Source organism: Pseudomonas sp. GW821-FHT01E10 (assembly GCF_059422365.1).
Genome location: NZ_JBWKWT010000004.1, coordinates 436,204 through 460,206, shown reverse-complemented (window position 1 = coordinate 460,206; position 24,003 = coordinate 436,204). Strand labels below are relative to the sequence as shown.

The following is a 24,003-nucleotide window of genomic DNA, read 5'->3' as shown; positions in this document are numbered from 1 at the left end:
AGTCCTTTATTTCACGACAGAATGATGTCTATTTGATGACACTCCGGGGAGCGTCAGCACTAAATTGCCATCATCCTGATTGTAAGCACTTAGTGCTTGGCGACCGCAGTGTTGAGTTTCAAGTAATCCAGCAGAATCCGCCCGGTCTCGCTCAGGTAGGCGTCGTCTTCTGGTTTGGTCTTGTCCGGCTCGGCCGCGATGGCATCTTCGTCTTCTTTCTTCAGCTCTTTGAGCGGCTCTTCACCCTTGGCCTTGCGACGGATGTTTTCCATGGCCAGTTGCTTGGCTTCGATATCGGCGTGTTGTGCACGACGGTCGGCTTCATTGAGGCTGACGGTTTTTTCGGCCATCAGCTTCTGGGCCAGGGCCAGTTTGTCGCGGATGAACACGAACTCCGCGTCTTTGGCCGAGCGCATATCATGCTCGGACTTGAGCTGCGTGATGTACGGTTTGAACGGGTCGACCGCCGGCTTGATGGCCGCACGGATGGTGTCCCACGGCATCGCTTCCGGCAGGGCGCTTTCGCCGATTTCCTTGGTGTCGATGATCGACGGGTAATCGATGTCCGGCAGTACGCCCTGATGCTGGGTGCTCTGGCCGGAAACCCGGTAGAACTTGGCCAGGGTCAGTTTCAGTTCGCCATGGTTCAGCGGCTGAATGGTCTGCACGGTGCCTTTGCCGAAGGTCTGGCCGCCGATGATCAGTGCACGGTGATAGTCCTGCATCGCACCGGCGAAGATCTCCGACGCCGAGGCGGACAAACGGTTGACCAGCAACGCCATCGGGCCTTTGTAGAACGCGCCCGGGTTTTCATCTTCCAGTACATCGACCCGGCCGTCGGCGTTACGCACCAGCACGGTCGGACCTTTGTCGATGAACAGGCTGGTCAGTTCGGTGGCTTCCTGCAGGGAACCGCCGCCGTTGTTGCGCAGGTCGATGACCACGCCGTCGACCTTGTCTTTCTGCAGTTCGGTCAGCAGCTTCTTGACGTCGCGGGTGGTGCTCTTGTAGTCCGGATCGCCGGCACGGAAGGCCTTGAAGTCCAGGTAGAAGGCCGGGATCTCGATGACGCCGAGCTTGTAGTCCTTGCCATCCTGCTTGAGGCTGAGGATCGACTTCTTCACCGCCTGATCTTCAAGCTTCACCGCTTCGCGGGTGATCGGCACGATCTTGCTGGTCTGGTCATTCGGCGCATTGCTGGCCGGAATCACTTCCAGGCGCACCACGGTGCCTTTCGGCCCACGAATCAGTTTGACCACTTCGTCCAGGCGCCAGCCGACCACGTCGACCATCTCTTTGTTGCCCTGGGCCACGCCGATGATCTTGTCGGCCGGAGCCACCTGCTTGGTCTTGTCGGCCGGGCCGGCAGGCACCAGGCGCACGACTTTGACTTGATCGTTATCGCTCTGCAACACGGCGCCGATGCCCTCCAGGGACAGGCTCATGTTGATGTCGAAGTTCTCCGCGTTATCCGGCGACAGATAGTTGGTATGCGGGTCGTACGACATGGCGAAGGTGTTGATGTACGCCTGGAAGATATCTTCCGCGCGGGTCTGGTCCAGACGCACCAGCTGATTCTTGTAACGCTTGGTCAGGGTTTCCTGAATCTGCTTCGGCTCTTTGCCAGAGATCTTCATCCGCAGCACTTCGTCCTTGACGCGTTTGCGCCACAGGTCGTCGAGCTCGGCGGTGGTCTTGAGCCAAGGGGCATCCTTGCGGTCGACCAGCAAGGTTTCCTTGGTGGTGAAGTCGATCTTGTCGACGCCCTTGTTCAGCTCGGCAAGGGCAAAGTCCAGACGCGCCTTGACGCGATCCAGATAGCGCTTGTAGATGGTGAACCCGGCGTTCAGGTCGCCGCTCTTGAGGAAGTCGTCAAACTGGGTTTTCCATTTGTCGAATTCGGCAATGTCACTGGCCATGAAGTAGCTGCGCGATGGATCCAGCAGCTTGAGGTAGCTGTCGTAGATGATCGCGGAGCGCGCATCGTCGAGCGGCGGCTTGCTGTAATGGTGACGCTTGAGCAATTCGACGACGTTCAGACTGGCGATGACTTCGTCGCGATCGGGCTGAAGCTTGTCCCAGCTGTTGGCTGCGAACGAATTGCTCGACATCGGCAAGAGACCGAGACCAATGACAAGAGCGAGGGCGGTGCTGGGGAAAAAATGCTTCATGCTGATTCGACGCGGGGACAATTGATCACGCATATTAGGCCGTCTTTGAAGTCGCCGGTTCCCACAAGGGCCGGTCGCATAATGCAAGAAAGCCCGGCGCTATAGCTTCGGGCTCAGTCCAGACTCACTATGGAGGCACTGTGAAAGCATTGCAAGGCGTTGAGGGGCGAGTGGAGTGGGTTGAGGAGCCGAGTCCTACGTGCGATGTAGGACAAGTTCGTATCCGAGTGGCGGCAGCGGGACTCAATCGAGCCGATTTGTTGCAGAAAGCGGGCCTGTATCCGCCACCGCCGGGAGCCAGTCAAGCACTGGGTCTTGAGTGTTCGGGGGTGATCAGCGAGGTCGGCCCGGGCTCGTCCTGGCAGGTCGGAGATCGGGTTTGCGCCTTGCTGGCCGGGGGTGGGATGGCCGAAGAGGTAGTTGTCGACGGACGGCATGTGTTGCCGGTTCCCGAAGGATTGTCCCTGGCCGAGGCCGCGGCGTTGCCGGAAGTGTATGCGACCGTCTGGCTGAATTTGTTTCAACTGGCTTCGCTCAAACCGGGTGAGAAAGTTCTTCTGCATGCCGGAGCAAGTGGAATCGGTTCAGCTGCCATTCAGCTGTGCAAGGCGTTTGGTAACCCGTGCTGGGTCAGCGTCGGCTCCGAGGATCGTCTGGCCTACTGTGAAGCGCTGGGTGCCCAGGGTGGGGTGGTGCGCAATAAGGATCTGGAGCGTTTGAACGATCTGGGGCCGTTCGATGTGATCCTGGATCCGGTGGGTGGCAACTATGCGGCGCTGAACCTCAAGTTGCTGGCTCGCGATGGCCGTTGGGTGTTGATCGGTTTGATGGGCGGTCGTGAAGCGCAGCTGGATCTGGCGCAGGTGCTGGCCAAGCGCGTGCAACTGCTGGGTTCGACCCTGCGCAATCGCGACGAGCAGTTCAAGGCCGATTTGTTCAGCGATCTCAGCCAGCACGTCTGGCCGCTGTTTGCCGAAGGGCGTTTGAGCCCGCAACTGGCCAGGACGTTTGCGATCGAGGACGCCGAAGCGGCGTTTGCGGAGCTGGCGACCAATCAGGTGTCGGGCAAGCTGGTGCTGGTGATTGACGACAGCCTGAGCTGACAACATGAACCTGTGAGTGCCTTTGTGGCGAGGGAGCTTGCTCCCGCTCGGTTGCGAAGCAGCCGCAAAACCTGAAAACCGGTTTTACCTGGCTAGCCACAGTGACTGATTTCAGGGCCGCTTCGCGGCCCAGCGGGAGCAAGCTCCCTCGCCACAGGGGATCCGGGTTATTTCCAGATATGGATCGGCCAGCCGGCTTTTTCGGCGTGTTCGAGCAACACTGGATCCGGATTCACCACATGCGGGAAATCCACCTTCAGCAGCAGCGGCAGATCGTTGCGTGAATCGGAATAGAAACTCGCGCCTTCAAGGTTTTCCTCTTCGGCGTCCAGCCATTCCAGCAAGCGGGTGATCTTGCCTTCGCGGTAGGTCAGGGTGCCAACCGTGTTGCCGCTGTACACCCCGTGCGCCACTTCCAGTTCGATGCCGAGAATCTCGTCGATGCCCAGACGGTCGGCAATCGGCTTGACCAAATGCGTGCCCGAGGCCGAGATCACCAGAATCCGGTCGCCGGCCTTGCGGTGGGCGGCGATGGCTTTGGTGGCGTCGCTGAAGATGATCGGTTCGATGAAATCTTCGACCCAGGGCGCCACCAAGTGCTCGAGCTCTTGCGGCGTGCGACCGATCAGCGGCTCCAGGCTGAAGGCCATGTAGTCCTCCATGGCCAGGTGGCCCCTGCCGTAGGCATCCATCAATTCCTTGTCGCGACGCAGGAAGGATTCGCCATCGACCCAGCCGAGGCGGGCCATCTGTTCGCTCCATAGCGAGGCGCAGTCGCCGTGGATCAGGGTTTCGTCCAGATCAAAAATTGCCAGGGCCATCAGTACGGTTCTCTCTTCAACATCAGCAAGGTCATCAGGCTACCTCACACAGGGCTGTCGGATCGATGGAAAGTGCCAGGCGCTGACCATCGGGATGCAGGTCGGACGCCGAGCGGTTCAGCACATCCACCACCAATTCCACCCCCCGGGCCTCCACCCGGTAGCGAATTACGTTGCCCAACAGGCTGTGGCTGCGCACCTGTGCGTCGAGTTCGCCGTTCAGGCTCAGCTCGATGGCCTCCGGGCGAATCGCGATGCGGTGGGTGATCGGCCGTTGCAGCAGTTTGCTGGCACTGTCGGCGTCCAGCAGGTTGTAGTTGCCGATGAAGCCTGCGGCGAACACGTCGACGGGCGCGGTGTAGAGGGTTTCGGCATCGCCACTCTGTACGATCTTTCCCTGATTCATCAGGAAGATTCGGTCAGACATGGTCAGGGCTTCTTCCTGATCGTGCGTGACGAAGATCGTGGTCAGGCCGAGTTCGCGCTGGATCTGACGGATCTGTTCGCGCAAGTGCTTGCGAATCCGCGCATCCAGCGCCGACAGCGGCTCATCCAGCAACAACAGCCGAGGCCGGGTCACCAACGAACGAGCGAGAGCGACACGCTGGCACTGGCCACCGGACAGCTGATGCGGGTAGCGGGCGGCGAAGTCATTGAGTTCTACCAGTCTCAGCACTTCGGCGACGCGTTTTTGGCTGTCGTCGGCGTTGACCTTCTGCATGCGTAAACCGAAGGCGACGTTCTGCTCCACGGTCATGTTCGGGAACAGCGCATAACTTTGGAACACCATGCCGATTCCGCGTTTCTGCGGGCTCAGTGGGACGAGGTCGTGACCTTCCAGCAGAATCTGGCCACCGTCCACCGAGGTCAGGCCAGCGATGCAACGCAGCAGCGTGGACTTGCCGCAACCGGACGGGCCGAGCAGGGTGACGAATTCGCCTTTCCTGATTTCGCAGTTGATGTCGCTGAAGACGGTGGTGCCTGAGTAATCTTTCTGAAGATGTTGGACGCTTACATAGCTCATTCGCTTTTGTCCTTGTTCAAGATATTGGCCACCCAGGTCAGAACCAGCACAAAGAAGAAGTAGGAAATCACCAGCGCACTGGTGAAGTGGCCGCTGCTGTTGCGCATGTTGTTGAGGTAGACCTGCAGGGTTTCGTAGCGGGTGCCGACGAGGATGTTGGCGAACACGAACTCACCGAACAGGAACGAGAAGGACAGCAGCAACGCGACCATCAGCCCCTTGCGCAGGTTCGGCAACACCACCAGGAAGGCTGCTTGCCAAGTGCTGGCGCCGAGCAGTTGCGCGGCGTCCATCAGGTCGCGCAGGTTGATCGCTTGCAGGTTGTTGGTGATCGCCCGGTACATGAACGGCAGCGCCACGGTGAAGTAGCAACCGATCAGAATCCATGGCGTACCCACCATCGCGAACGGCCCCGAACCGTAGAGCTGCAACAGCCCCACCGACGACACCACCGGCGGCACCGCGAAGGGCAGCAGGATCAGGATGTTCATCAGCGCGTCGAGCTTCGGGAAGTGGTAATGCACCACGAACAGCAGTGGCAGGATCAGCACCACCGACAGAATCAGCGAGCCGATACAAACCAGCAACGACTGACCGAATGCGTCGAGAAAACGTGGATCGCTCCATAGCTGGATGTACCACTTGAAGGTAAAGCCGCTGGGCATAATCGTCGCCGACCAACTGCTGGCGATCGAGTAGATCAAGGTTCCGAGCAGCGGCAATAACAGAATGGCAAACAGCAAATACACGATGACCCGGTGGTAGATACCGACGGGCCCCAGTTCAGCGCGAGACATGGTAGCTCCTCTTCAACAGCAGCTGATGCACGATGGTCACCAGGGTCATCAACGCCACCAGCACCACGGCCAAGGCGCTGGCGAGGTTCGGGTCGAGGGATATGTCGCCGGACACCATCGCCGCGATACGGATCGGCAACACGTTGAAGTTGCCGGTGGTCAGCGCGTAGACCGTGGCGTAGGCGCCAAGGGCGTTGGCCAGCAGAATCACGAATGTGCCCAGCAGCGCCGGGGTCAGCACCGGCAGACCGATGTGTCGCCAGAATTGCCAGCCGTTGGCGCCGAGCAAGGCGGCGGACTCACGCCAGTCTTCGCGCAGGGCATCGAAGGCCGGGTAGAGCAACAGCACGCCCAGGGGAATCTGGAAGTAGGTGTAGAGAATGATCAGCCCGGTTTTCGAGTACAGGTTGAAATCCTGAATGATTCCGGCCTGTTTCAGCATGATGGTGAAGGTGCCGTTGAACCCCAGCAAGATGATGAACGCGAAGGCCAGGGGCACACCGGCGAAGTTGCTGGTCATGTTGGCGAAGGCATTCACGAAGTTGCGCAGTTTCGAGTCGACCCGACGCAGGGAGTAGGCGCCGAGCACGGCAATGACGATGCCGAATACGCTGGACCAGAAACTGATCTCGAGGCTGTATTGGATCGCCTGCAAATAGAACTTCGAATTGAATATTTTGCTGAAGTTGGCCAGGCCCCAACCGAACTCTTCCGATTGCAGGCTGTTGATCATCACCCAGAGCAGCGGGGCGATCTCGAACACGAAGAAGAAAATCGCGAAGGGCACCAGGCACAGAGCGGCCAGCCATTTACCGCGGGTCATGGCATTCACTTGAGCAGCTCCCGGCACACAGGTTTGTCGTGGGGCACGCCCAGCAGTTCGCAGACGGTGCCGCACAGTTCGGTTTGTTTCGGTGCAGCGCCTTGGTTGAAGCTGAAGGCGTCGCCGAGGACGAACAGCGGCACTTCGCGTTCTTCAGGCAGCAGGCCGTTGTGCGAGCGGTCGTTGTTCATGCCGTGGTCGGCAGTCACCAGCACTTGGTATCCGGCGTCGAGCCAGCCTTGCAGGTAGTCGGCGAGGATGACGTCCGCCGAGCGGGCGCTGTTGCGGTATTGCGGGGTGTCGAGGCCGTGCTTGTGCCCGGCGTCGTCGATGTTCATGGGGTGGACCAACAGAAAGTTCGGCGCGTGGCGCAGGCGCAGGTTTTCCGCGTCGGCGAACAGGTGCGAATCCGGGTAGTGGTCGTTCCAGTAGAAGTGACCGTGCTGGATCGGCAGTTTCGGGTCGTCGGTGTGACGGTCCCGGGCGGCCACGAACGGTGAACGGTTATACAACTCGCTGACCCAGTGATAGGCCGCGGCGGCGGTTTTCAGACCAGCGTCGGTGGCGTAATGGTAGATGCTGCGCTGGTTGGACAGGCGCGAGACGTTGTTGTGAACGATGCCGCTGTCGATCGGCGCAACGCCGGTCAGGATGCATTCGTAAAGTGGTCGGGACAGGGCCGGCAGTGCACATTCCAGTTTGTAGAGCGCCGCGCGTCCTGCGCCAACGTAAGCCTGCAGATGCCCCATGGCGTGGCGCGCGACTTCGTAATTGAGGCCGTCGAGCACGACAAGGATGACGTTGTGCTTCATGGGGGGTGGGACTCCGCAAAAACAGATGATTCAAGTACGCAACCAATCCCTTGTGGGAGCGGGCTTGTGTGGCGAGGGGGCTTGTCGGACCGCCGCATCGCCCCGTTGGGCCGCGCAGCGGACCCAGTATCTACGAGCGCTGCGCACTCGAACGGGGGCAAGCTCCCTCGCCACAGGCCCGCTCCCCCATTTGGATCTCCATCGGAGTTCCAAATGGGGATTGACCGCCTTACGGCATATTGATGATGACTTCTTCCTGCCACTTCTGCGGCAGCGACTTGGAGGTCTTTTCCCACGCGTCGGCGTCTTTGATCGGCGTGACCTTTTTGTACTGTTCGTTAGGCAGCAGCTTGGCCTTGACCTCTTCCGGCAGAGTCAAATGCTCGGCGCGAATTGGACGGGCGTTGCCTTTTGCCAGGTTGATCTGGCCAGCGTCGCTGAAGATGTATTCGCGGGCCAGTTTGGCGGCGTTCGGGTGCTTGGCGTATTTGTTGATGATGGTGGTGTAGCCGGAAATCACCGAGCCATCGGATGGAATCAGCACGGTGTAGTCATCCGGATTCGCCATCTTGGCCTTGTAGCTCAGGCCGTTGAAGTCCCAGACCACGCCGACTTCGATTTCACCCTTTTCCATGGTGGCGATCGTCGGGTTGGCCATGGACAGGCGGCCTTGCTTGGCGATGTCTGCGAACAGCAACAGGGCTGGCTGAATGTTTTTCTCGTCACCGCCATTGGCGAGGGCGGCGGCCAGTACGCCGTTGGCAGCCTGGGCTGCGGTGCTTACGTCACCGATGGAGACTTTGTACTTGCCGCTCTTGAGGTCGGCCCATTTGGTCGGTGCTTCGGAACCGTGCAGCAGCTTTTTATTGATGATGAACGCGATGGAGCCGGTGTAGGCCAGTGCCCAGTTACCGTCCTTGTCCTTGGCCCAGTCCGGAACCTGTGCCCAAGTACTCGGCTTGTAAGGTTGCACCACGCCCTGCTTGACCGCGATCGGGCCGAAGGCGGCACCGACGTCGCCGATGTCGGCTGTGGCGTTGTCTTTTTCGGCGGCGAACTTGGCGATTTCCTGGGCCGAACTCATGTCGGTGTCGATGTGTTTCAGGCCGTATTTCTTGGCTAGGTCCTCCCAGGTGCCTTTCCAGTTGGCCCAGTCATCGGGCATGCCGACGCTGTTGACGGCGCCTTCCGCTTTCGCAGCGGCTTCGAGTGTTTTCAGATCGGTATCCGCCGCCATGGCGGCAGTGCACAGGGCAATGGTCGAGCCTAACAGTGATGCCAGGAAAAACTGTTTCATCCGAAGCTCCTTTGGGCGTTTTCAACGCTGCGATTGCGGTTGTGTTGGTCTAGGTCAGCAATACCTGAGCCAATTTAGGCGTCCTGGATGACATTTTGATGTCGACGACCGGTCGGCCTGAATTTCCTGCGCTCGGATACGCGGGGTGCGAGATAAGCGTAGACCATGGCTAAAGGGCTGATATGAAAGGGACTTGGCCATGAAATTGCAGGTGTCTGAAGCAACCGTTCGGCGGCTTTGTCATCTGTCAGTCATCTGCAGTGCCTAGGCTTGCAGGCAATTGATGGAGCCCGGTTTCAATCGCGGTTCTGCCCTGAATCAGTGCTGGTCTAGTCCAGATAGGTAACGTTGATGCGCATCGAGACAACCAAAGCGGTGACAGCGATCGGGCAGGTTCTGCAAGAACAGCTCGACCACGGGCTGTTGGCGCCCGGGAGCAAGTTGCCGGCCGAGCGCAAGCTCAGTGAGTTGTTCGGTACCACGCGGATTACCGTGCGTGAGGCGTTGTTGCAGTTGGAGGCCCAGGGCCAGATTTATCGCGAGGAGCGGCGCGGCTGGTTCGTGTCGCCACCACGGCTGGCTTATAACCTGATGCAACGCAGCCACTTTCACGCGATGGTCAGCGCCCAGGGGCGGGTGCCGTCCACCGAGGTGATTTCCGCGCGTTTGCAACCGGCGTCAGCGGCGGTATGTGCCTGGCTCCAGTTGCCGGCGCTGTCGAGCGTGATCCAGATCTGCCGCTCGCGACGGATTGACGGGCGATTGGTGCTGTATGTGGAGCACTACCTGAACCCGCAGTATTTTCCGGGGATCCTGGATTTCGATCTGAATCAGTCGATGACCGAACTGTATGCGCGGCATTACGACTTGCACTACGGGCGGGTGCGCTTCGAGATCGTGCCGACCGCGTTGTCGGTGGACGCCGCGGCGGCTTTACGGGTGTCGGTGGGCAGCCCGGGGTTGCGGATTGCCCGGGTCAACTACGATCAGCACCAGCGGCTGATCGATTGTGACCTGGAGTTTTGGCGCCATGATGCGATTCATGTCGGGGTGGATGTGGTTTGAATCCCACCTACGCAGATTGTTCGCCACCGGGGGTGATCACCTGAATGCTCATGCGCGGTGTCGCCAGATCCAGTCCGGCCTCATCCAGATGCCGCTTGAGCGACAGGTTGAACGCCCGGGACACTTCCCACTGCTTGATCGGCGCGGTCTTGAAGCGCGCGCGCAGAATCGCATTGCCGGACTCGAAACTTTCGACCCCCTGAATCTCCAGCGGCGACCAGATGTTGCGCCGTTGCAGCGGGTCGGTGCGCATTTTCTGGCCGACGTCGCGCATCAGCTTGATCGCCTCGTCGATGTCCATGTTCGAGGGCACCGCCACCCGGAAGATCGCGTAGCCGAACTCTCGGGAGTAGTTCTTGATGCTTTTGATTTCACTGAACGGAATGGTGTGGACGATGCCGTCGATGTCCCGCAGGCGCACGGTGCGGATGGTCAGGCCTTCGACGGTGCCCAGGTGGCCGCCGACGTCCACGTAGTCGTCGATGGCCAGGGAGTCTTCGATGATGATGAACAGCCCGGTGATCAAGTCGGCCACCAGCGATTGCGCGCCGAAGCCGATGGCCAGGCCGATGACGCCGGCACCGGCCAGCAGCGGCGTGACGTTCATGCCCATGTTCGCCAGGGCGACGATCAGCGCAATGATGAAAATCGCCACGAACAGCACGTTGCGGATCAGCGGCATCATCGTCTGCGCGCGGGCATTGGCCAGGCCTTTGCGCGAGCGGGTTAGGGCGTGGTGCACGGCGGTGTCACTGAGGATCCAGATCAGCCAGGCAAAAATCAGCGTGCCGCCGAGGCTGAACAGTTTGACGCTGACTTCATGCCCTTCGCCTTCGGTGAAGCGAATCAGCGACATGCCCCAGACCCGCAGGCCGAGTTCGATGAACGCCAGCCATACCAGCAGATGGGCGAGGGTGTAGAAGAAGCTTTTCAGACGATCCGAATACAGCGCATGGCGCTTGGGGCCGCGTTGAGGCTTGAGTGAATGACGGCGCACCAGCCCGTTGATGACCATGCACAACACCAGCAGCACGGTACAGATCAGCGACTGACGCAGCGCGGTGCTGGTGTCGCCGGCAGAGACGAAGGTGGCGAACAGCGAGATGCCCACCAGCACCAGCGCCGGCAGATACCAGAACGTCCCGAGGATTTCGATCGTGTCGCTCAAGGCGCGGCGGGTCAGGCGCCGAGACAGCGGCTGGTTGCGGATCAGATGCGCGATGGGCCGGCGGAAACGCAGAATGAAAAAACCTGTGAAGATCGCCGCCAGTACATTGGCGAACGTCGCCGCCGTATGGGCCAGATGTTCACCTAGGCTGGCGATCAGGCGCGGGTCGTTCAGGGCTTCACCGAAGGCGGCGAAACTGCCGATCAGCCACAACGGGCGGAAGGCCTGATGCCGCAGGATGTACAGGGCGCGATGACGATGCGGGCCATCGAGCAGGGAAAACGCGATGACGCAGATCGCCGAGAAACAGGTACCGACCACCAGCGCATAAGCCAGCACCATGGCCAGGCTTTTGCCCAATGACGAGGGCAGGGCGTAGGTCATGTATACCGTCATGACCAGGGCGATCATCCACGGCCCGAGTTTGCGCAAGGCAAAGCGCAGCATGTCCAGGGCCTTGGGGTGTTGCGGCAGTTCTTCGGTGAGGCCGAAGCGCATGCGCACCCGGTGGCCGAGCCAGATCAGGGCGGCGGCCAGCAAGCTCCAGACCATCAGGATCATGGCGAAGGCAAAGATGATGGGCAGCCATTCATTGGCCGGCAGCATGAGTGCCACCAGTTCATCCTTGGCCAGGTTGACTTCTTCGGACCAGCGAGTGAGGGGGCTGTCGGCGCCGGAAAATTGCTTTTCGAAACTGGCCAGGGTGCCGCCGATCAAGCCCAGCACGCCTTCTTCTGTGGTCGGTTGGGCTTTTTTGCTGACGTCGCGCAGCTTTTTCAGGTCCGCCAGGAGTTTGGTCCGCTGCTGATCGTTTTCCAGCGACTTGATGACTTCGTCCAGCGACTGCCCCAGTGGAGCTTGCGCTTCGGGCTGGGTTTTCGCCGAGCCGCTGAGCAGCCCCGGCAAGCCGGCCGCCTGGGCAGGCGTCAGCGGCAGCAGCGTCATCAGGCAGACAAGGAACAAACAAGGCAGGGCAAAAAGACGAGCGAACACTAGGCGGTCAACCTCGGATGAGCGAATCGGCCGAGTGTACGAGCCCGTCAAAATCAATGCGAGCCGGGCGTAAGGATTTATTCGTTGAGTTTGGCGAGGATCTTGTAGATCACGGTGGCGAGGATCATCAGCATGCCGACCCACATCGCGAACACACCGGCGTTCTTGTCGCGAAAGTTGAAGCCGATGGCCAACATGATCATCCCGGAAAGAATCGGGATCAGCATGGCGTGAAACGAAGACATCGAGATCATGGTGACAGCCTTGTCGGAGGGGTTACTGCAAGTCTAGGCGGCTTTCGGGCGGGCGTTGGTGATGTGTGGCAGGAATGGATCGTAAGATCATTGTGGCGAGGGAGCTTGCTCCCGTTGGGCTGCGAAGCAGCCCCAAAACAAAGCAACATCGGCTAATCAGCCAGACCGAGTTTGCCAAGTTACGACTGCTTCGCAGCCGAGCGGGAGCAAGCTCCCTCGCCACAAAAGTTGCCTTTTAATCACAAGGGTTATGGCAATTCGCGGCAGGCGTAAAACGCGCTCAGCACTTTGACCAGGTGTGCCAGGTCATGGCTGCCGCACAGCTCGCGGATCGAGTGCATGGCGAACGTCGGCAGGCCGATGTCCACGGTGCGCACGCCCAGGTGGCTGGCGGTGATCGGGCCGATGGTCGAGCCGCAGCCCATGTCGCTGCGCACCACGAAGCTTTGCACCGGTACTTCTTCGGCCATGCACAAATGACGGAAGAACCCGGCGGTTTCGCTGTTGGTGGCGTAGCGCTGGTTGCTGTTGACCTTGATTACCGGGCCGGCGTTGAGTTTCGGGCCGTGGTTGGCGTCGTGCTTGTCGGCGTAGTTCGGGTGTACGCCGTGGGCGTTGTCGGCCGAGACCAGCAGGGATTTCTGAATGGTCCGTACGAATTCATCCCCTTCGGGCAACAGGCGACGCAGGGTTTGCTCAAGCATCGGACCGTCGGCGCCACAGGCCGAGCAGGAACCGACTTCTTCGTGATCGTTGCAGACCAGCACGCAGGTTTCGTCTGTTTCGGTCGTCAGCAATGCTTGCAGGCCGGCGTAGCACGACAACAGGTTGTCCAGGCGAGCGCCCGCGATGAAATCGCCATGCAGGCCAATGACCGCAGCGCTTTGGGTGTCGTAGAAGCTCAGCTCGTAATCGAGCACCACATCGGCGTTCAGGCCATGTTCGCGGGCCAGCTGATCGGTGAGCACGGCGCGGAAGTCCACGCGCTCGTCACCGGCGAATTGCGCGAGAATCGGCGGCAGCTCGGTCTGGGCATTGATCGCCCAGCCCATGTTGGCTTCACGGTTGAGGTGAATGGCCAGGTTCGGAATGATTGCAACGGGAGCCTTGAAGTCGATCAACTGGCTCTCGACCTTGCCATCGCGACGGAAGGTCACGCGGCCGGCCAACGACAGATCGCGGTCGAACCACGGCGCCAGCAGCGCACCGCCATAGACTTCGACGCCCAATTGCCAGAAGCCCTGGCGTTGCAGTTCCGGCTGGGGTTTGACCCGCAGGCACGGGCTGTCGGTGTGCGCGCCAACCAGGCGAATGCCGCCATGCAGGGGCGAATGACGGCCCATTTTGAACGCGACGATCGAAGAGTCGTTACGGGTGACGTAGTAACGGCCATTGGCTTCGGTGGTCCATGGCTCGCGCTCGTCGAGGCGCACAAAACCGGCCGCTTCCAGGCGCTGGACAAGGCTGGCGGTGGCATGGAACGGGGTAGGGGAGGCCTTGAGAAAGTCGATCAGGCCTTGGTTCAACTCTTCGCGCATAAGAAGCTCCAGACAGCAGTGGCGCCAGTTTAACGTATTGAAAGCGCAAAGTGCGGCGGGCCTGATGTTGGCGGCGCGTGAGATTTAATGTGGCGAGGGAGCTTGCTCCCGCTCGGCGGCGCAGCGGCCGCAAATCCTGCTTGCGCGGTGTGCCCGACAGAATACGGTCGCTGGTTTTGGGAGTGCTCCGCACTCCAGCGGGAGCAAGCTCCCTCGCCACAACAGCCTCCTCGCCACAACAGCTCCCTCGACACCGAAGCCTGGGCACCACCGTTAGAACGGTGCCGGGCACTCGAAGCGCAGGCGTTCGCCGCTTTGCGGATGAGTGAAGCTCAGCATGCTCGCGTGCAGGCACAGGCGTGGCCAGGCAGCCAGGGCTTGCGGATGGGCATAGAGCCCGTCACCCAGCAGCGGGTGGCCGATGGAGAGCATGTGCACGCGCAACTGGTGAGAACGGCCGGTGATTGGCGTCAGCTCGACGCGGCACCAGTCGCCACAACGCTCCAGTACACGCCAGAAAGTCAGGGCGTGCTTGCCGAATTCGTGGTCCACCACATGCCGTGGCTTGGTCGGCGGATCGTAGCGCAGGGGCAAGTCGATGCTGCCACTGTCCAGTTCCGGTTGTCCCCAGCACAGGGCGGTGTAGGCCTTTTCGGTTTCGCGGTCGTGAAATTGCCGAGACAGCTCGCGATGAGTGTCCGGATCACGGGCCAGCAGAATGATGCCGGAGGTTTCCCAGTCCAGCCGATGGACAATTCGCGCTTCCGGGTAGCCGTTTTCTTGCAGGCGCGTAATCAGGCAGTCCTTGTTGTCATCGGCCCGTCCGGGGACGGAGAGCAACAGGGTCGGTTTATCCACCACCAGTACGGCGGCGTCCTGATAGATGATGCGGATGTTGGACAACGGCATTAAAACAGCCTCGTAACAAACGCCAACGGCGACTCAGGCCCCCTCCAGTCATGGAAGGGCCCTGAGCCGCCGTGGCTCCCGCCGGATCGACTCAGCGATCGGGCAGGGTGATATTGAGTTCCAGAATCGAGCAGCTGCCCTGGTTTTCCAGAGCGACGTGCACGTCATCGGACCCGATATTGACGTACTTGCGGATCACTTCCACCAGTTCCTTCTGCAAGGCTGGCAAGTAGTCCGGCGTACTGCGTTGGCCGCGTTCATGCGCCACGATGATCTGTAGACGCTCTTTCGCTACCGAGGCGGTACTGGGCTTTTTGTTGGCACGAAAGAAGTCAAAAAGGTTCATTACCTACCTCCAAAAAGTCGCTCGAAGAATCCCTTCTTCTCGACATCGAGGAAACGATGGTCCACGGTCTTGCCCAACAGACGATCGACAGCATCGCTGTACGCCTGGCCGGCGTCGCTCTGGTCGTCGAGAATCACCGGCACGCCCTGGTTGGAGGCTTTGAGGACGGCTTGCGATTCCGGAATCACGCCCAGCAGGGTCACCGCGAGGATTTCCTTGACGTCTTCGACGCCGAGCATTTCGCCGTTGACGACGCGCGTAGGGTTGTAGCGGGTCAGCAACAGGTGTTCCTTGATCGGGTCTTCGCCGTTTTCGGCGCGACGGGACTTGCTGGCCAGCAGGCCCAGCATGCGGTCCGAGTCACGTACGGAGGAGACTTCCGGGTTGGTCACGACGATCGCTTCGTCAGCGAAGTACATGGCCAGGTGGGCACCTTTCTCGATACCGGCCGGGGAGTCGCAGACCACGAATTCGAAGTCTTCTTTCAACTGCATCAGGACTTTTTCTACGCCTTCCTGGGTCAGCGCGTCTTTATCGCGGGTCTGACTGGCGGCCAGCACGTAGAGGTTTTCCAGGCGCTTGTCTTTGATCAGGGCCTGTTGCAGGTTGGCTTCGCCGTTCACCACGTTGACGAAGTCATACACCACGCGGCGCTCGCAACCCATGATCAGGTCGAGGTTACGCAAGCCGACGTCGAAGTCGACGATAACTGTTTTGTGACCACGCAGAGCGAGGCCGGTACCGATAGCGGCGCTGGTGGTGGTCTTACCCACACCACCCTTGCCGGATGTAACCACGAGAATCTTGGCCAAGGTGTTTTACCCCTAAGGAAAAAGGACGTTTAGCCCCTGAAAAACATCTCTTGAAAAACTACTGCAGTCGGACAGCCTTGGCTGGAATCCGGTTTTGAGCGGTATCTACCCCCGGTAAACACTGCTTTTAGCCTTTTTCCTACTTCGTTTGAGCCGTTTTCGCTACGTTTTAGAGATGCTTGGAAAATGCGGCAGTATCCGTTAAAGCCGAATGATGTTCAACACGTCACCCGACAGGCTGACTTGTACTCCGGCGCCCCACAATGGATCGCGGCGCAGGTCCTCGGAAACCTTGTAGTGACCGGCGATGGAGACCAGTTCAGCGGTCATTTGCTGACAGAAAATCCTGGCTTTCGTATCACCTTTGACGCCGGCCAGCACACGACCGCGCATCGCGCCGTATACATGGATGTTGCCGTCGGCGAGAAGTTCCGCCCCCGGGCTGACCGACGAAATCACCACCAGATCGCTGCCCTGGGCATAAATCTGCTGGCCACCACGTACTGGCGACGTGATGATTTTTGTCGGTTTGATGGTCGGCTCCGGTGGTTTTTCGGGTTTTTTCGCTACGACGCCTTCGAGCGGGTCGAGCGGGCGTTCCCGCGCGCCGGACGGCGGCAGCACTGGCAGATCGACCGCAATGGCCGCTGCGATGTCTTCAATGCGGCTGGCACGGATCGCCAGGGTGCGCAGGCCATGCTGGCGGCAGATGCGCATCAATCCCGGCAGGTCGACCGAGCCTTCGCTGGCCGGGAGTTTGTCCAGGGCCAGTACCAGCGGCGCATTACTGAAGAAGTTGGGCGCCTGGGCGACCTTGGCGGCCAGTTGCCGATCAAGGTTCTCGAGGTCGTTACGGGCCAGTTCCAGCACCGTAATGGCCAGCATGCTGCCCTTCAACTGGAACACGGGATCTTGGTCTAGCGGTTCGGTTTGGCTCATGGTCGGCATACAACGGCTTGTCACTAAAAGTGCCGAGACTTATAACGAGAACGCCCGCAGGCCGCAAGCCGGGTCGAACGATGTAGAATGCGCGGCCATTAACTTTCCGGAACCTTTAATGGAACGCCCGCGATTTCGAACAGCATTTCTTTCTCCGCGTTTCTGGCCGCTGTGGTGTGGCCTGGGGCTGTTGTGGCTGATTGTGCAGTTGCCGTATCCGGCGTTACTGGCGATCGGTCGCGCCCTGGGTGCATTGATGTACCGAGTGGCCGGCGACCGACGGCGCATTGCCAAGCGCAATCTTGAGCTGTGTTTCCCTGAAAAATCCGCTGCCGAGCGCAAACGCCTGCTCAAGGAAAACTTCGCGTCCACCGGCATCGCCTTCTTCGAGATGGCCATGAGCTGGTGGTGGTCGCGCAAGCGTCTGGCGAAACTGGCCCATGTCGAAGGCCTGGAGTATTTGAAACAGGCTCAGGCGCAAGGCAAGGGCGTGATTCTGATGGCTGTGCACTTCACCACGCTGGAGATCGGCGCAGCGTTGCTCGGTCAGCAACACACCATCGATGGCATGTACCGCGAACACAAGAATCCGCTGTTCGACTTCATCCAGCGCCAAGGCCGCGAGCGGCATAACCTCGACTCGCTGGCGGTGGAGCGCGACGACGTGCGGGGCATGCTCAAACTGCTGCGCGCAGGGAGAGCGATCTGGTACGCACCGGATCAGGACTACGGCGCCAAGCAAAGTATCTTCGTGCCGCTGTTCGGGATTCAGGCGGCGACTGTCACCGCCACCAGCAAATTCGCACGCTTGGGCAAGGCGCTGGTGGTGCCGTTCACCCAGGAGCGCCTGGCTGACGGCAGCGGTTATCGACTGGTGATTCATGCCCCGCTCGAAGGCTTTCCCGGCGAGACGGAAGAGGCCGATTGCATTCGGATCAACCAATGGGTGGAGGGTGCGTTGCGCGAATGTCCGGAGCAATATCTCTGGGCGCATCGCCGCTTCAAGAGCCGCCCACCGGGCGAGCCGAAACTGTACGCCAAACGCGGTTGAGTCACCGATCCCTTTAAGCACCATGGAGTGTTGCAATGAGTCCTGCTGAACCGGTTACAGGGTTGATTCTTTCCGGCGGTGGGGCTCGTGCGGCCTATCAAGTAGGCGTGCTGGCAGCGATTGCCGAGCTGCTGCCGATGGGGGCGGCGAATCCGTTTCCGGTGATCGTCGGCACCTCGGCCGGTGCGATCAATGCGGTCAGCCTGGCCAGTGGGGCGATGGATTTTCGGAGTGCGATCGAGCGTCTGACGGCCTTCTGGCAAGGTTTTCGCAGCCATCTGGTATTACGCAGCGATTGGCCGGGGGTGATTCATCAGGCCGCCCGTTTTGTCAGTCACAACCTGATGGGCATTGGCTCGCCGGTGCCGGTGGCCCTGCTTAACAGTTCGCCGCTGCGCCGCTTGCTCAATCACAAACTGCACATGCCCGGGATTGCCGAAGCGATTGCGCAAAAGCAATTGCGGGCCGTAGCGGTTACAGCGTTCGGCTACGAGTCCGGCCAGGCCGTCACGTTTTATCAGGGCGGCGGCACCATCGAATCCTGGTTGCGCCATCGGCGAGTCGGCGTGCCGACCCAACTGACTGTCGACCATCTGCTCGCCAGTTCCGCGATTCCGTTGCTGTTCGCACCGGTAAAAATCGGCGAAGAATATTTCGGCGATGGCGCGGTGCGTCAATCGGCACCGATCAGCCCGGCCCTGCACCTGGGCGCCAGTCGCGTGCTGGTAGTGGGCGTCAGCGGCAACCCGCGCGGGATCGATCCGCAACAGCCGCTGCAACGTGCCTACACCGGTCAGCAGCCGACCCTGGCGCAAGTCGGTGGGCACCTGCTCAACAGTACGTTCATTGACAGCCTGGAAAGTGACATCGAGTTGTTGCAGCGTCTGAACCAGTTCAGCCATCTGCTGCCCGACGGCATCTCGAGTCGTGCATTGGGGGCGGCGCCGGTGGATGTGTTGGTGATTTCACCGAGTCAGCCAATCGATGAAATTGCCGCGCGGCATCGCCAGGAACTGCCGGCAGCCTTGCGCCTGTTTTTACGCGGCCCGGGGGCGACCAAGACCAGCGGGGCAGGGGTGCTGAGTTATCTGCTGTTCGAGGCGGGGTATTGCAGCGAATTGATTGATCTGGGGCGGCGCGATGCGTTGGCCAAGCGCGATGAGCTGTGCCGGTTTCTGGGGTTGGTGGAGCCTGCGGTTCCGGCTTGAGATTTGCGGTGTGGCTGTTCGCGGGCAAGCCTCGCTTCTACGGATTTGAGTCGTTCACATAACCGGTGAACGACACAAGACCTGTAGGAGCGAGGCTTGCCCGCGAAGCTTTTACGATCAGAAGTGGAACTTCACCAGCAAGCTCGTGTTGCTCTGATCGGTCTTGAAGTACTGACTGTCCCTGATCCCGTACTTGTCCGACCAATAGTCGTACTCGACACCCACATACAACTGCTTCTCGCCAATGTTCAGCGCTTTGCCCAAGTCGTATTTGATCTGCGGGTTGAAGTGCAGGTTGGCGTGGTAGGTGCCTTTGCTGTTCTTGTCGTTGTCGACCACCCAGTCCATGAAGCCATCGATCAGGATGTTCGAATCGCCCACCGGAATGGTGTAGGACCAGACCGGGGTGATCTGCCAGACGTTGTCACCCGGGCGGCTGCCTTCGGTGTGACGCTGGTAGAAGTTCAGCTGGAAGTAGTCGAAACCAGGAATCGCCAGGTCGAAACCCGGACCGATCAGGTAAGACTCGGTATCGCCTTCACCGAACTCGTACGTCATGGCCAGCAGCACGTCCTTGACCGGGCCGAACTCCAGTTTCTGGTCGAAGATTTTGCCAAACGACAAGCGCGGGCTGATTTCGCCGTAGTAGGTGTTCGAACCGACGCCGGGGTCGTCCTTGCCGTTGTAGAAAATCTTGTCGACGAACATGAAGTTGTCGCCGTATTTCCATGCATCGGCGTGCTCGAAAGTGACGGTTTGCTGAATGCGCGGGTTGACCTGGAAGTCCTTGCCATAGAGGTAGGTCAGGCTGTTGTTCTGCCATTGCAGCAAGTCGCCGGCCATGGCCTGGCCCCCGGCCAGCAAGGATCCCGCGAGCATCAGGCTGGTGCACGTACGTTTCATTCGGTTGCTCCCAAAAAGTAGGTGGTTCCACGTTATTTTTCTAAGGTCGGCGCTCTGGTGTGGCGCCTTTTCTTGCTGCTGTAAAAAAATCATCCATTCGGTCAGCTTTGGTGCTGTTAGCAAGAGCTGAGCCAAGGCTTTCAAAAAGCCAAAAAATGCCCGTTCGGCTGTTCTAAAACAGTCGATTGAGCGTCTTTTCGGGAAGCCTTGATACTGCCCGGAGCCGGGGTAAGTTGGCTTTCCGGTCAGGAATTAAATCCGGGCTTTTTTTTAGACCGGATTCGGGCGGCCGCGGAGAATACTGACTCCTTGGCCAGGTCTCAAGTGCCCCGCAACAGAGCACTGGCGACAGGTGTGGGGCATTGCTGAACGACAGACTTGTCTGGGTACGAATCATCTGTTGCTCCCTCTTGTTTTTATTGTTTGAGGTGCAGGCAGTCACCCCTGTGGGAACTCGCCACAGGGTGTGTGCTTTGTACTGTGTCAGTGCGTGTGGGCGTGGCAGTCGTTGACGGCTGCGCGTTCGTGACCGCCGAGGATGTTGAACAACAGGTTCAATGCCAGGGCGCTAAGCGTGGCCATGGCGATGCCGCTGTGGGTGATCGGGCTCATCCACATCGGCAGGTGGGCGAAGAATTCCGGGCGCACCACCGGGATCAGCCCCATGCCGATACTCACCGCCACCAGCAACTGGTTGCGCCGGTCACCGATGTCGGCTTCCTGGAGAATCTTGATCCCGGTGGCGGCGACCATGCCGAACATCGCAATCGCCGCGCCGCCGAGTACCGCCGGAGGTATCGATGCCACCAGGAACGCGGCTTTGGGCAGCAGGCTCAGCACGATCAGTAAGCCACCGGCGACGATGGTCACCGAGCGGCAACGTACGCCGGTCATTTGTACCAGGCCGATGTTCTGAGCGAATGAGGAGTGGGTGAAGGTGTTGAAGAAGCCGGCGAAAAACGAAGCACCGGCATCGCACAGCAAGCCGCGACGCAGCATCCGCGGCGTGACGTCCTGGCCGGTGATTTTGCCCAGCGCGAGGAACATCCCGGTGGACTCGACGAAGATGATTACCACCACCAGGCACATGGACAGAATCGGTGCGAGCTCGAATTTCGGCATGCCGAAATGCAGCGGGGTGACGATTTGCAGCCACGGCGCCTGGTCCATGCCGCTGAGGTCGACCATGCCGATCACGCCGCAAATCGCGTAACCCAGGCACATGCCGATCAGCACCGAGATGTTGACCCAGAATCCGCGCATGAAGCGGTGGACCAGCAGAATGGTGGCCAACACCAGTGCAGCAATGGCCAGGTAGACAGGTGAACCGAATTGAGCCGCGCCAGCGCCGCCACCGGCCCAGTTCACGGCTACGGGGAACAGCGATAAACCGATCGAGGTGATGACAGTGCCGGTCACCAGTGGCGGGAAGAAGCGCACGACCTTGGACATGAACGGTGCGATGAGCATGCCGAAGAAACCGGCGGCAATGGTCGCGCCGAAAATCCCTTGCAGGCCGATGCCGGGCATCCCGGCCATGGCCACCATGCTGCCGACCGCGGCGAAACTGGCGCCCATCATCACCGGCATGCGAATGCCCATCGGGCCGATGCCCAGCGACTGGACGATGGTGGCAATGCCAGCCACCAGCAGGTCGGCGTTGATCAGGAAGGCGATTTCTTCACGGTTCAGGCCGGCGGCCTGCCCGATGATCAGCGGCACTGCAATGGCGCCGCCGTACATCAGCAGAACGTGTTGCAGGCCGACCAGAATCAGTTGCACAAGGGGTAAACGTTGAATGGCGGGTGCGTCGGGGATGCGCGCTTCGGATAGCTCGGACATGCAACACCTCGGATCTTTTTTATTCTTGTGATTTTTGTATCAGGCAAACCTGTGGCGAGGGAGCTTGCTGTGGCGAGGGGGCTTGCCCCCGTTGGGCTGCAAAGCAGCCCCAATCCCAGCAATCGCGTTCTATCTAGAGGGCCGCATCCGCCGGTTTTACGACCGCTTCGCGGTCGAACGGGGGCAAGCCCCCTCGCCACACAAAACCTATCGCCACAATGGTTTTTACTTACTTGGTCGGAGCTCCCTGAACAATCCACGCGCCGATCAGGTCACGTTCCTGCTGGGTCATCTGGGTGATGTTGCCCAGTGGCATGATCTGGCTGGTGACCGCTTGAGCCTGGATGCGGGCAGCGTTTTGGCGGATCTGTTCTGGCGTGTCGAACATCACGCCGGCCGGTGCGGCACTGAACAGCGGGCTGGTGGGCTTGGCCGAGTGACAGACCGCGCAACGTTCCTGAATGACGCTGTGAACCTTGTCGAACGTCGGGCCCTGATTCGAGGCTTGGGCCGGTGCAGCGGCAGGCGCATCAGGTTTCGCCGCTTCAGGTTTGGCACCACCGCCCAGGGCGGTTTCCGGCAGCGGCTGGTACTCGATGGTCCCAGGTGCCTTGGCCACTTCAGGTGCGCTGGACATCGGCGCCGGGCCGGTCACGTAGGCCAGGCAAATCATGCCGACCGCCGCAACGGGCAGGGTCCAGGCGAATTTGTGGCTGTCGTGACGGGTGTTGAAGTAGTGACGCACCAACACCGCCAGCACCGCGATCCCGGCCAGGATCAGCCAGTTGTACTGGCTGCCGTAGGTGCTCGGGAAGTGGTTGCTGATCATGATGAACAGCACCGGCAAGGTGAAGTAGTTGTTGTGCCGCGAACGCAGCAAACCTTTGGCCGGCAGCGCCGGATCGGGCGTGCGGTTTTCGGCGATCGCCGCCACCAGGGCGCGCTGGGCCGGCATGATGATGCGGAACACGTTGCCGACCATGATGGTGCCGATGATCGCGCCGACGTGCAGGTACGCGCCACGACCGCTGAACACTTTGCTGAAGCCGTAGGCGGCGCCGATGATCAGCACGAACAGGATTGCGCCTAGCAGGGCAGGGCGTTTGCCCAGGGCCGAGTCGCAGAGGAAGGAGTAGATGAACCAGCTGATGAACAACGAGCCGAGGCCGATAGCCACGCCTTCAGGGCCGCTCAGGGTGCTGCCCGGTGCCAGCAGGTACAGCGTCGGGTTGGAGTAGAACACCACGCACAGCAGCGCGATCCCCGACAGCCAGGTGAAATAGGCTTCCCATTTGAACCAGTGCAGGTTGTCCGGCATGGTCGGTGGAGCCAGTTTGTATTTTTCCAGGTGGTAGATACCGCCGCCATGGATTGCCCACAAATCGCCCGCCAGGCCGTTTTTCGGGTTGACCCGATTGAGGTTGTTTTCCAGCCAGACGAAATAGAACGACGCGCCGATCCAGGCCACGCCAGTGATCATGTGAACCCAGCGCACGCTCAGGTTCAGCCATTCCAACAGATGTGCTTCCACAGTCTTTACCTCTCGCCTGTCACCCTTGTTGTCGAGTGATCAGACCTTCTCTTATTGGTGGGGGGCGAGGATCAAACACTCATCCTCTTGGAAAAAATGCTCATCGCAGTTGTTGCCTGTGCCACTGCGATCAACCACCAGGAAGTCATCCCGCTTTTCGATCGTCAGCACCGGGTGGTGCCAGACGCCGCGATGGTAATTAATGCCCTGCCTGCCGTTGGTGACGAAGGCGCGGACCAAGCCTGATACAGGTGCATCGCCAAGTGGCGCGACCACGATCAGAAAGGGGTTGCCGAGCAGCGGAATGAACGCCTGACTGCCCAGCGGATGGCGCTCCAGCATGCGTACCGTCAGCGGCATGTCCTGCGCGTCGGCGCGGAAGATGCTGATGATCGCCTTGTCCTCTGGCGTGGCGGTTTCCACCGTCGCCAGTTTGTGGAAGCGCATGGTCGAACCGTTGTTGATCATGAAGTGATCGCTGCCGTCGGTTTCGATCACGTCACCGAAAGGGGCGAAGGCTTCTTTGGTCAGCGGTTCAATCGTCAATGTGCGCATGCTGGTCTTCTTAATCTCGAATGTGTTGGGGTACTGCTTTT

22 protein-coding genes are annotated in these 24,003 nt (G+C 60.0%); 4 read left to right on the top strand and 18 right to left on the bottom strand.

The features are described from left to right. Positions 1 to 89: 89 nt before the first annotated feature. Positions 90 to 2,171, bottom strand: coding sequence for a carboxy terminal-processing peptidase (locus tag AC07V0_RS11205; RefSeq protein WP_167331168.1), 2,082 nt, complete (start codon positions 2,169 to 2,171; stop codon positions 90 to 92). Positions 2,172 to 2,311: 140 nt separating this feature from the next. Between AC07V0_RS11205 and AC07V0_RS11200 the strand changes: the two genes are divergently transcribed. Then, positions 2,312 to 3,274: a zinc-binding dehydrogenase gene (locus tag AC07V0_RS11200; protein ID WP_019579685.1), complete on the top strand. Its 963-nt coding sequence runs from the start codon at positions 2,312 to 2,314 to the stop codon at positions 3,272 to 3,274. A gap of 167 nt (positions 3,275 to 3,441) precedes the next feature. Here AC07V0_RS11200 and AC07V0_RS11195 read toward each other — a convergent pair whose 3' ends face one another. The 6 genes from AC07V0_RS11195 to AC07V0_RS11170 form a co-directional block, all read right to left on the bottom strand. Next, entirely contained in the window at positions 3,442 to 4,095 is a 654-nt protein-coding gene (locus AC07V0_RS11195) for an HAD family hydrolase (RefSeq protein WP_018925173.1), read from the bottom strand. Positions 4,096 to 4,129: 34 nt separating this feature from the next. Beyond that, a complete protein-coding gene (locus AC07V0_RS11190; RefSeq protein WP_007936172.1) occupies positions 4,130 to 5,119 on the bottom strand; it encodes an ABC transporter ATP-binding protein in 990 nt (329 codons plus the stop codon). Next, entirely contained in the window at positions 5,116 to 5,916 is an 801-nt protein-coding gene (locus AC07V0_RS11185; RefSeq protein WP_064619278.1) for an ABC transporter permease, read from the bottom strand. The genes AC07V0_RS11190 and AC07V0_RS11185 overlap by 4 nt, the downstream gene beginning before the upstream one ends. Continuing rightward, complete coding sequence (locus AC07V0_RS11180) at positions 5,903 to 6,739, bottom strand: ABC transporter permease (RefSeq protein WP_167331172.1); 837 nt, start codon at positions 6,737 to 6,739, stop codon at positions 5,903 to 5,905. The genes AC07V0_RS11185 and AC07V0_RS11180 overlap by 14 nt, the downstream gene beginning before the upstream one ends. 5 nt (positions 6,740 to 6,744) lie before the next feature. Further along, positions 6,745 to 7,551, bottom strand: coding sequence for an alkaline phosphatase family protein (locus AC07V0_RS11175; RefSeq protein WP_018925176.1), 807 nt, complete (start codon positions 7,549 to 7,551; stop codon positions 6,745 to 6,747). Positions 7,552 to 7,780: 229 nt separating this feature from the next. Then, complete coding sequence (locus AC07V0_RS11170) at positions 7,781 to 8,848, bottom strand: ABC transporter substrate-binding protein (RefSeq protein WP_018925177.1); 1,068 nt, start codon at positions 8,846 to 8,848, stop codon at positions 7,781 to 7,783. Positions 8,849 to 9,199: 351 nt separating this feature from the next. Between AC07V0_RS11170 and AC07V0_RS11165 the strand changes: the two genes are divergently transcribed. Continuing rightward, positions 9,200 to 9,913 (top strand): UTRA domain-containing protein, encoded by a 714-nt coding sequence (locus AC07V0_RS11165; RefSeq protein WP_007940851.1) that lies wholly within the window; start codon positions 9,200 to 9,202, stop codon positions 9,911 to 9,913. Positions 9,914 to 9,920: 7 nt separating this feature from the next. On the opposite strand, the gene AC07V0_RS11160 is transcribed toward AC07V0_RS11165, so the two are convergent. From AC07V0_RS11160 to minC, 7 genes are all read right to left on the bottom strand, one after another. Next, positions 9,921 to 12,074: a mechanosensitive ion channel family protein gene (locus AC07V0_RS11160; RefSeq protein ID WP_086945806.1), complete on the bottom strand. Its 2,154-nt coding sequence runs from the start codon at positions 12,072 to 12,074 to the stop codon at positions 9,921 to 9,923. Positions 12,075 to 12,151: 77 nt separating this feature from the next. Continuing rightward, positions 12,152 to 12,328, bottom strand: coding sequence for a hypothetical protein (locus AC07V0_RS11155; RefSeq protein ID WP_008005668.1), 177 nt, complete (start codon positions 12,326 to 12,328; stop codon positions 12,152 to 12,154). A gap of 248 nt (positions 12,329 to 12,576) precedes the next feature. After that, positions 12,577 to 13,866, bottom strand: a complete 1,290-nt coding sequence (locus AC07V0_RS11150) for a M18 family aminopeptidase (RefSeq protein WP_018925179.1) — start codon at positions 13,864 to 13,866, stop codon at positions 12,577 to 12,579. Positions 13,867 to 14,139: 273 nt separating this feature from the next. Further along, a complete protein-coding gene (locus tag AC07V0_RS11145) occupies positions 14,140 to 14,775 on the bottom strand; it encodes an RluA family pseudouridine synthase (RefSeq protein ID WP_018925180.1) in 636 nt (211 codons plus the stop codon). Between the two features lie 91 nt (positions 14,776 to 14,866). Continuing rightward, positions 14,867 to 15,121: a cell division topological specificity factor MinE gene (minE, locus tag AC07V0_RS11140; RefSeq protein ID WP_007940845.1), complete on the bottom strand. Its 255-nt coding sequence runs from the start codon at positions 15,119 to 15,121 to the stop codon at positions 14,867 to 14,869. After that, positions 15,121 to 15,933 (bottom strand): septum site-determining protein MinD, encoded by an 813-nt coding sequence (gene minD / locus AC07V0_RS11135; RefSeq protein WP_007940844.1) that lies wholly within the window; start codon positions 15,931 to 15,933, stop codon positions 15,121 to 15,123. Before minD ends, minE begins: the two co-directional genes overlap by 1 nt. Positions 15,934 to 16,134: 201 nt before the next feature. Next, complete coding sequence (gene minC / locus AC07V0_RS11130) at positions 16,135 to 16,872, bottom strand: septum site-determining protein MinC (protein ID WP_026331736.1); 738 nt, start codon at positions 16,870 to 16,872, stop codon at positions 16,135 to 16,137. A gap of 118 nt (positions 16,873 to 16,990) precedes the next feature. Between minC and AC07V0_RS11125 the strand changes: the two genes are divergently transcribed. Further along, a complete protein-coding gene (locus tag AC07V0_RS11125) occupies positions 16,991 to 17,923 on the top strand; it encodes a lipid A biosynthesis lauroyl acyltransferase (protein ID WP_018925182.1) in 933 nt (310 codons plus the stop codon). A 35-nt stretch (positions 17,924 to 17,958) separates the two neighbouring features. Next, positions 17,959 to 19,131, top strand: a complete 1,173-nt coding sequence (locus tag AC07V0_RS11120) for a patatin-like phospholipase family protein (protein ID WP_064619268.1) — start codon at positions 17,959 to 17,961, stop codon at positions 19,129 to 19,131. 117 nt (positions 19,132 to 19,248) lie between these two features. Here AC07V0_RS11120 and AC07V0_RS11115 read toward each other — a convergent pair whose 3' ends face one another. The 4 genes from AC07V0_RS11115 to AC07V0_RS11100 all read right to left on the bottom strand — a co-directional run bounded on the left by AC07V0_RS11115 (position 19,249) and on the right by AC07V0_RS11100 (position 23,962). After that, on the bottom strand, positions 19,249 to 20,034 hold the full coding sequence (locus tag AC07V0_RS11115; RefSeq protein WP_018925184.1) for an outer membrane protein OmpK: 786 nt from the start codon (positions 20,032 to 20,034) through the stop codon (positions 19,249 to 19,251). Between the two features lie 483 nt (positions 20,035 to 20,517). Next, positions 20,518 to 21,876 carry a nucleobase:cation symporter-2 family protein gene (locus tag AC07V0_RS11110; RefSeq protein WP_018925185.1) on the bottom strand — a complete coding sequence of 453 codons (1,359 nt, stop codon included), beginning with the start codon at positions 21,874 to 21,876 and terminating at the stop codon, positions 20,518 to 20,520. A gap of 229 nt (positions 21,877 to 22,105) precedes the next feature. Beyond that, positions 22,106 to 23,407 carry a urate hydroxylase PuuD gene (locus AC07V0_RS11105; RefSeq protein ID WP_019648213.1) on the bottom strand — a complete coding sequence of 434 codons (1,302 nt, stop codon included), beginning with the start codon at positions 23,405 to 23,407 and terminating at the stop codon, positions 22,106 to 22,108. Positions 23,408 to 23,458: 51 nt separating this feature from the next. Then, positions 23,459 to 23,962: an ureidoglycolate lyase gene (locus tag AC07V0_RS11100; RefSeq protein WP_018925187.1), complete on the bottom strand. Its 504-nt coding sequence runs from the start codon at positions 23,960 to 23,962 to the stop codon at positions 23,459 to 23,461. Positions 23,963 to 24,003: the final 41 nt, after the last annotated feature.

What these genes read in the sequence shown, in the direction of transcription:
- AC07V0_RS11155 (WP_008005668.1), bottom strand. Translation starts at nt 12,328, where the DNA reads ATGATCTCGATGTCTTCGTTTCACGCCATGCTGATCCCGATTCTTTCC.
- AC07V0_RS11195 (WP_018925173.1), bottom strand. Translation starts at nt 4,095, where the DNA reads ATGGCCCTGGCAATTTTTGATCTGGACGAAACCCTGATCCACGGCGAC.
- AC07V0_RS11110 (WP_018925185.1), bottom strand. Translation starts at nt 21,876, where the DNA reads ATGTCCGAGCTATCCGAAGCGCGCATCCCCGACGCACCCGCCATTCAA.
- AC07V0_RS11145 (WP_018925180.1), bottom strand. Translation starts at nt 14,775, where the DNA reads ATGCCGTTGTCCAACATCCGCATCATCTATCAGGACGCCGCCGTACTG.
- AC07V0_RS11185 (WP_064619278.1), bottom strand. Translation starts at nt 5,916, where the DNA reads ATGTCTCGCGCTGAACTGGGGCCCGTCGGTATCTACCACCGGGTCATC.
- AC07V0_RS11190 (WP_007936172.1), bottom strand. Translation starts at nt 5,119, where the DNA reads ATGAGCTATGTAAGCGTCCAACATCTTCAGAAAGATTACTCAGGCACC.
- AC07V0_RS11175 (WP_018925176.1), bottom strand. Translation starts at nt 7,551, where the DNA reads ATGAAGCACAACGTCATCCTTGTCGTGCTCGACGGCCTCAATTACGAA.
- AC07V0_RS11205 (WP_167331168.1), bottom strand. Translation starts at nt 2,171, where the DNA reads ATGAAGCATTTTTTCCCCAGCACCGCCCTCGCTCTTGTCATTGGTCTC.
- minC (WP_026331736.1), bottom strand. Translation starts at nt 16,872, where the DNA reads ATGAGCCAAACCGAACCGCTAGACCAAGATCCCGTGTTCCAGTTGAAG.
- minE (WP_007940845.1), bottom strand. Translation starts at nt 15,121, where the DNA reads ATGAACCTTTTTGACTTCTTTCGTGCCAACAAAAAGCCCAGTACCGCC.
- AC07V0_RS11150 (WP_018925179.1), bottom strand. Translation starts at nt 13,866, where the DNA reads ATGCGCGAAGAGTTGAACCAAGGCCTGATCGACTTTCTCAAGGCCTCC.
- AC07V0_RS11165 (WP_007940851.1), top strand. Translation starts at nt 9,200, where the DNA reads ATGCGCATCGAGACAACCAAAGCGGTGACAGCGATCGGGCAGGTTCTG.
- AC07V0_RS11115 (WP_018925184.1), bottom strand. Translation starts at nt 20,034, where the DNA reads ATGAAACGTACGTGCACCAGCCTGATGCTCGCGGGATCCTTGCTGGCC.
- AC07V0_RS11125 (WP_018925182.1), top strand. Translation starts at nt 16,991, where the DNA reads ATGGAACGCCCGCGATTTCGAACAGCATTTCTTTCTCCGCGTTTCTGG.
- AC07V0_RS11120 (WP_064619268.1), top strand. Translation starts at nt 17,959, where the DNA reads ATGAGTCCTGCTGAACCGGTTACAGGGTTGATTCTTTCCGGCGGTGGG.
- AC07V0_RS11180 (WP_167331172.1), bottom strand. Translation starts at nt 6,739, where the DNA reads ATGACCCGCGGTAAATGGCTGGCCGCTCTGTGCCTGGTGCCCTTCGCG.
- AC07V0_RS11170 (WP_018925177.1), bottom strand. Translation starts at nt 8,848, where the DNA reads ATGAAACAGTTTTTCCTGGCATCACTGTTAGGCTCGACCATTGCCCTG.
- AC07V0_RS11100 (WP_018925187.1), bottom strand. Translation starts at nt 23,962, where the DNA reads ATGCGCACATTGACGATTGAACCGCTGACCAAAGAAGCCTTCGCCCCT.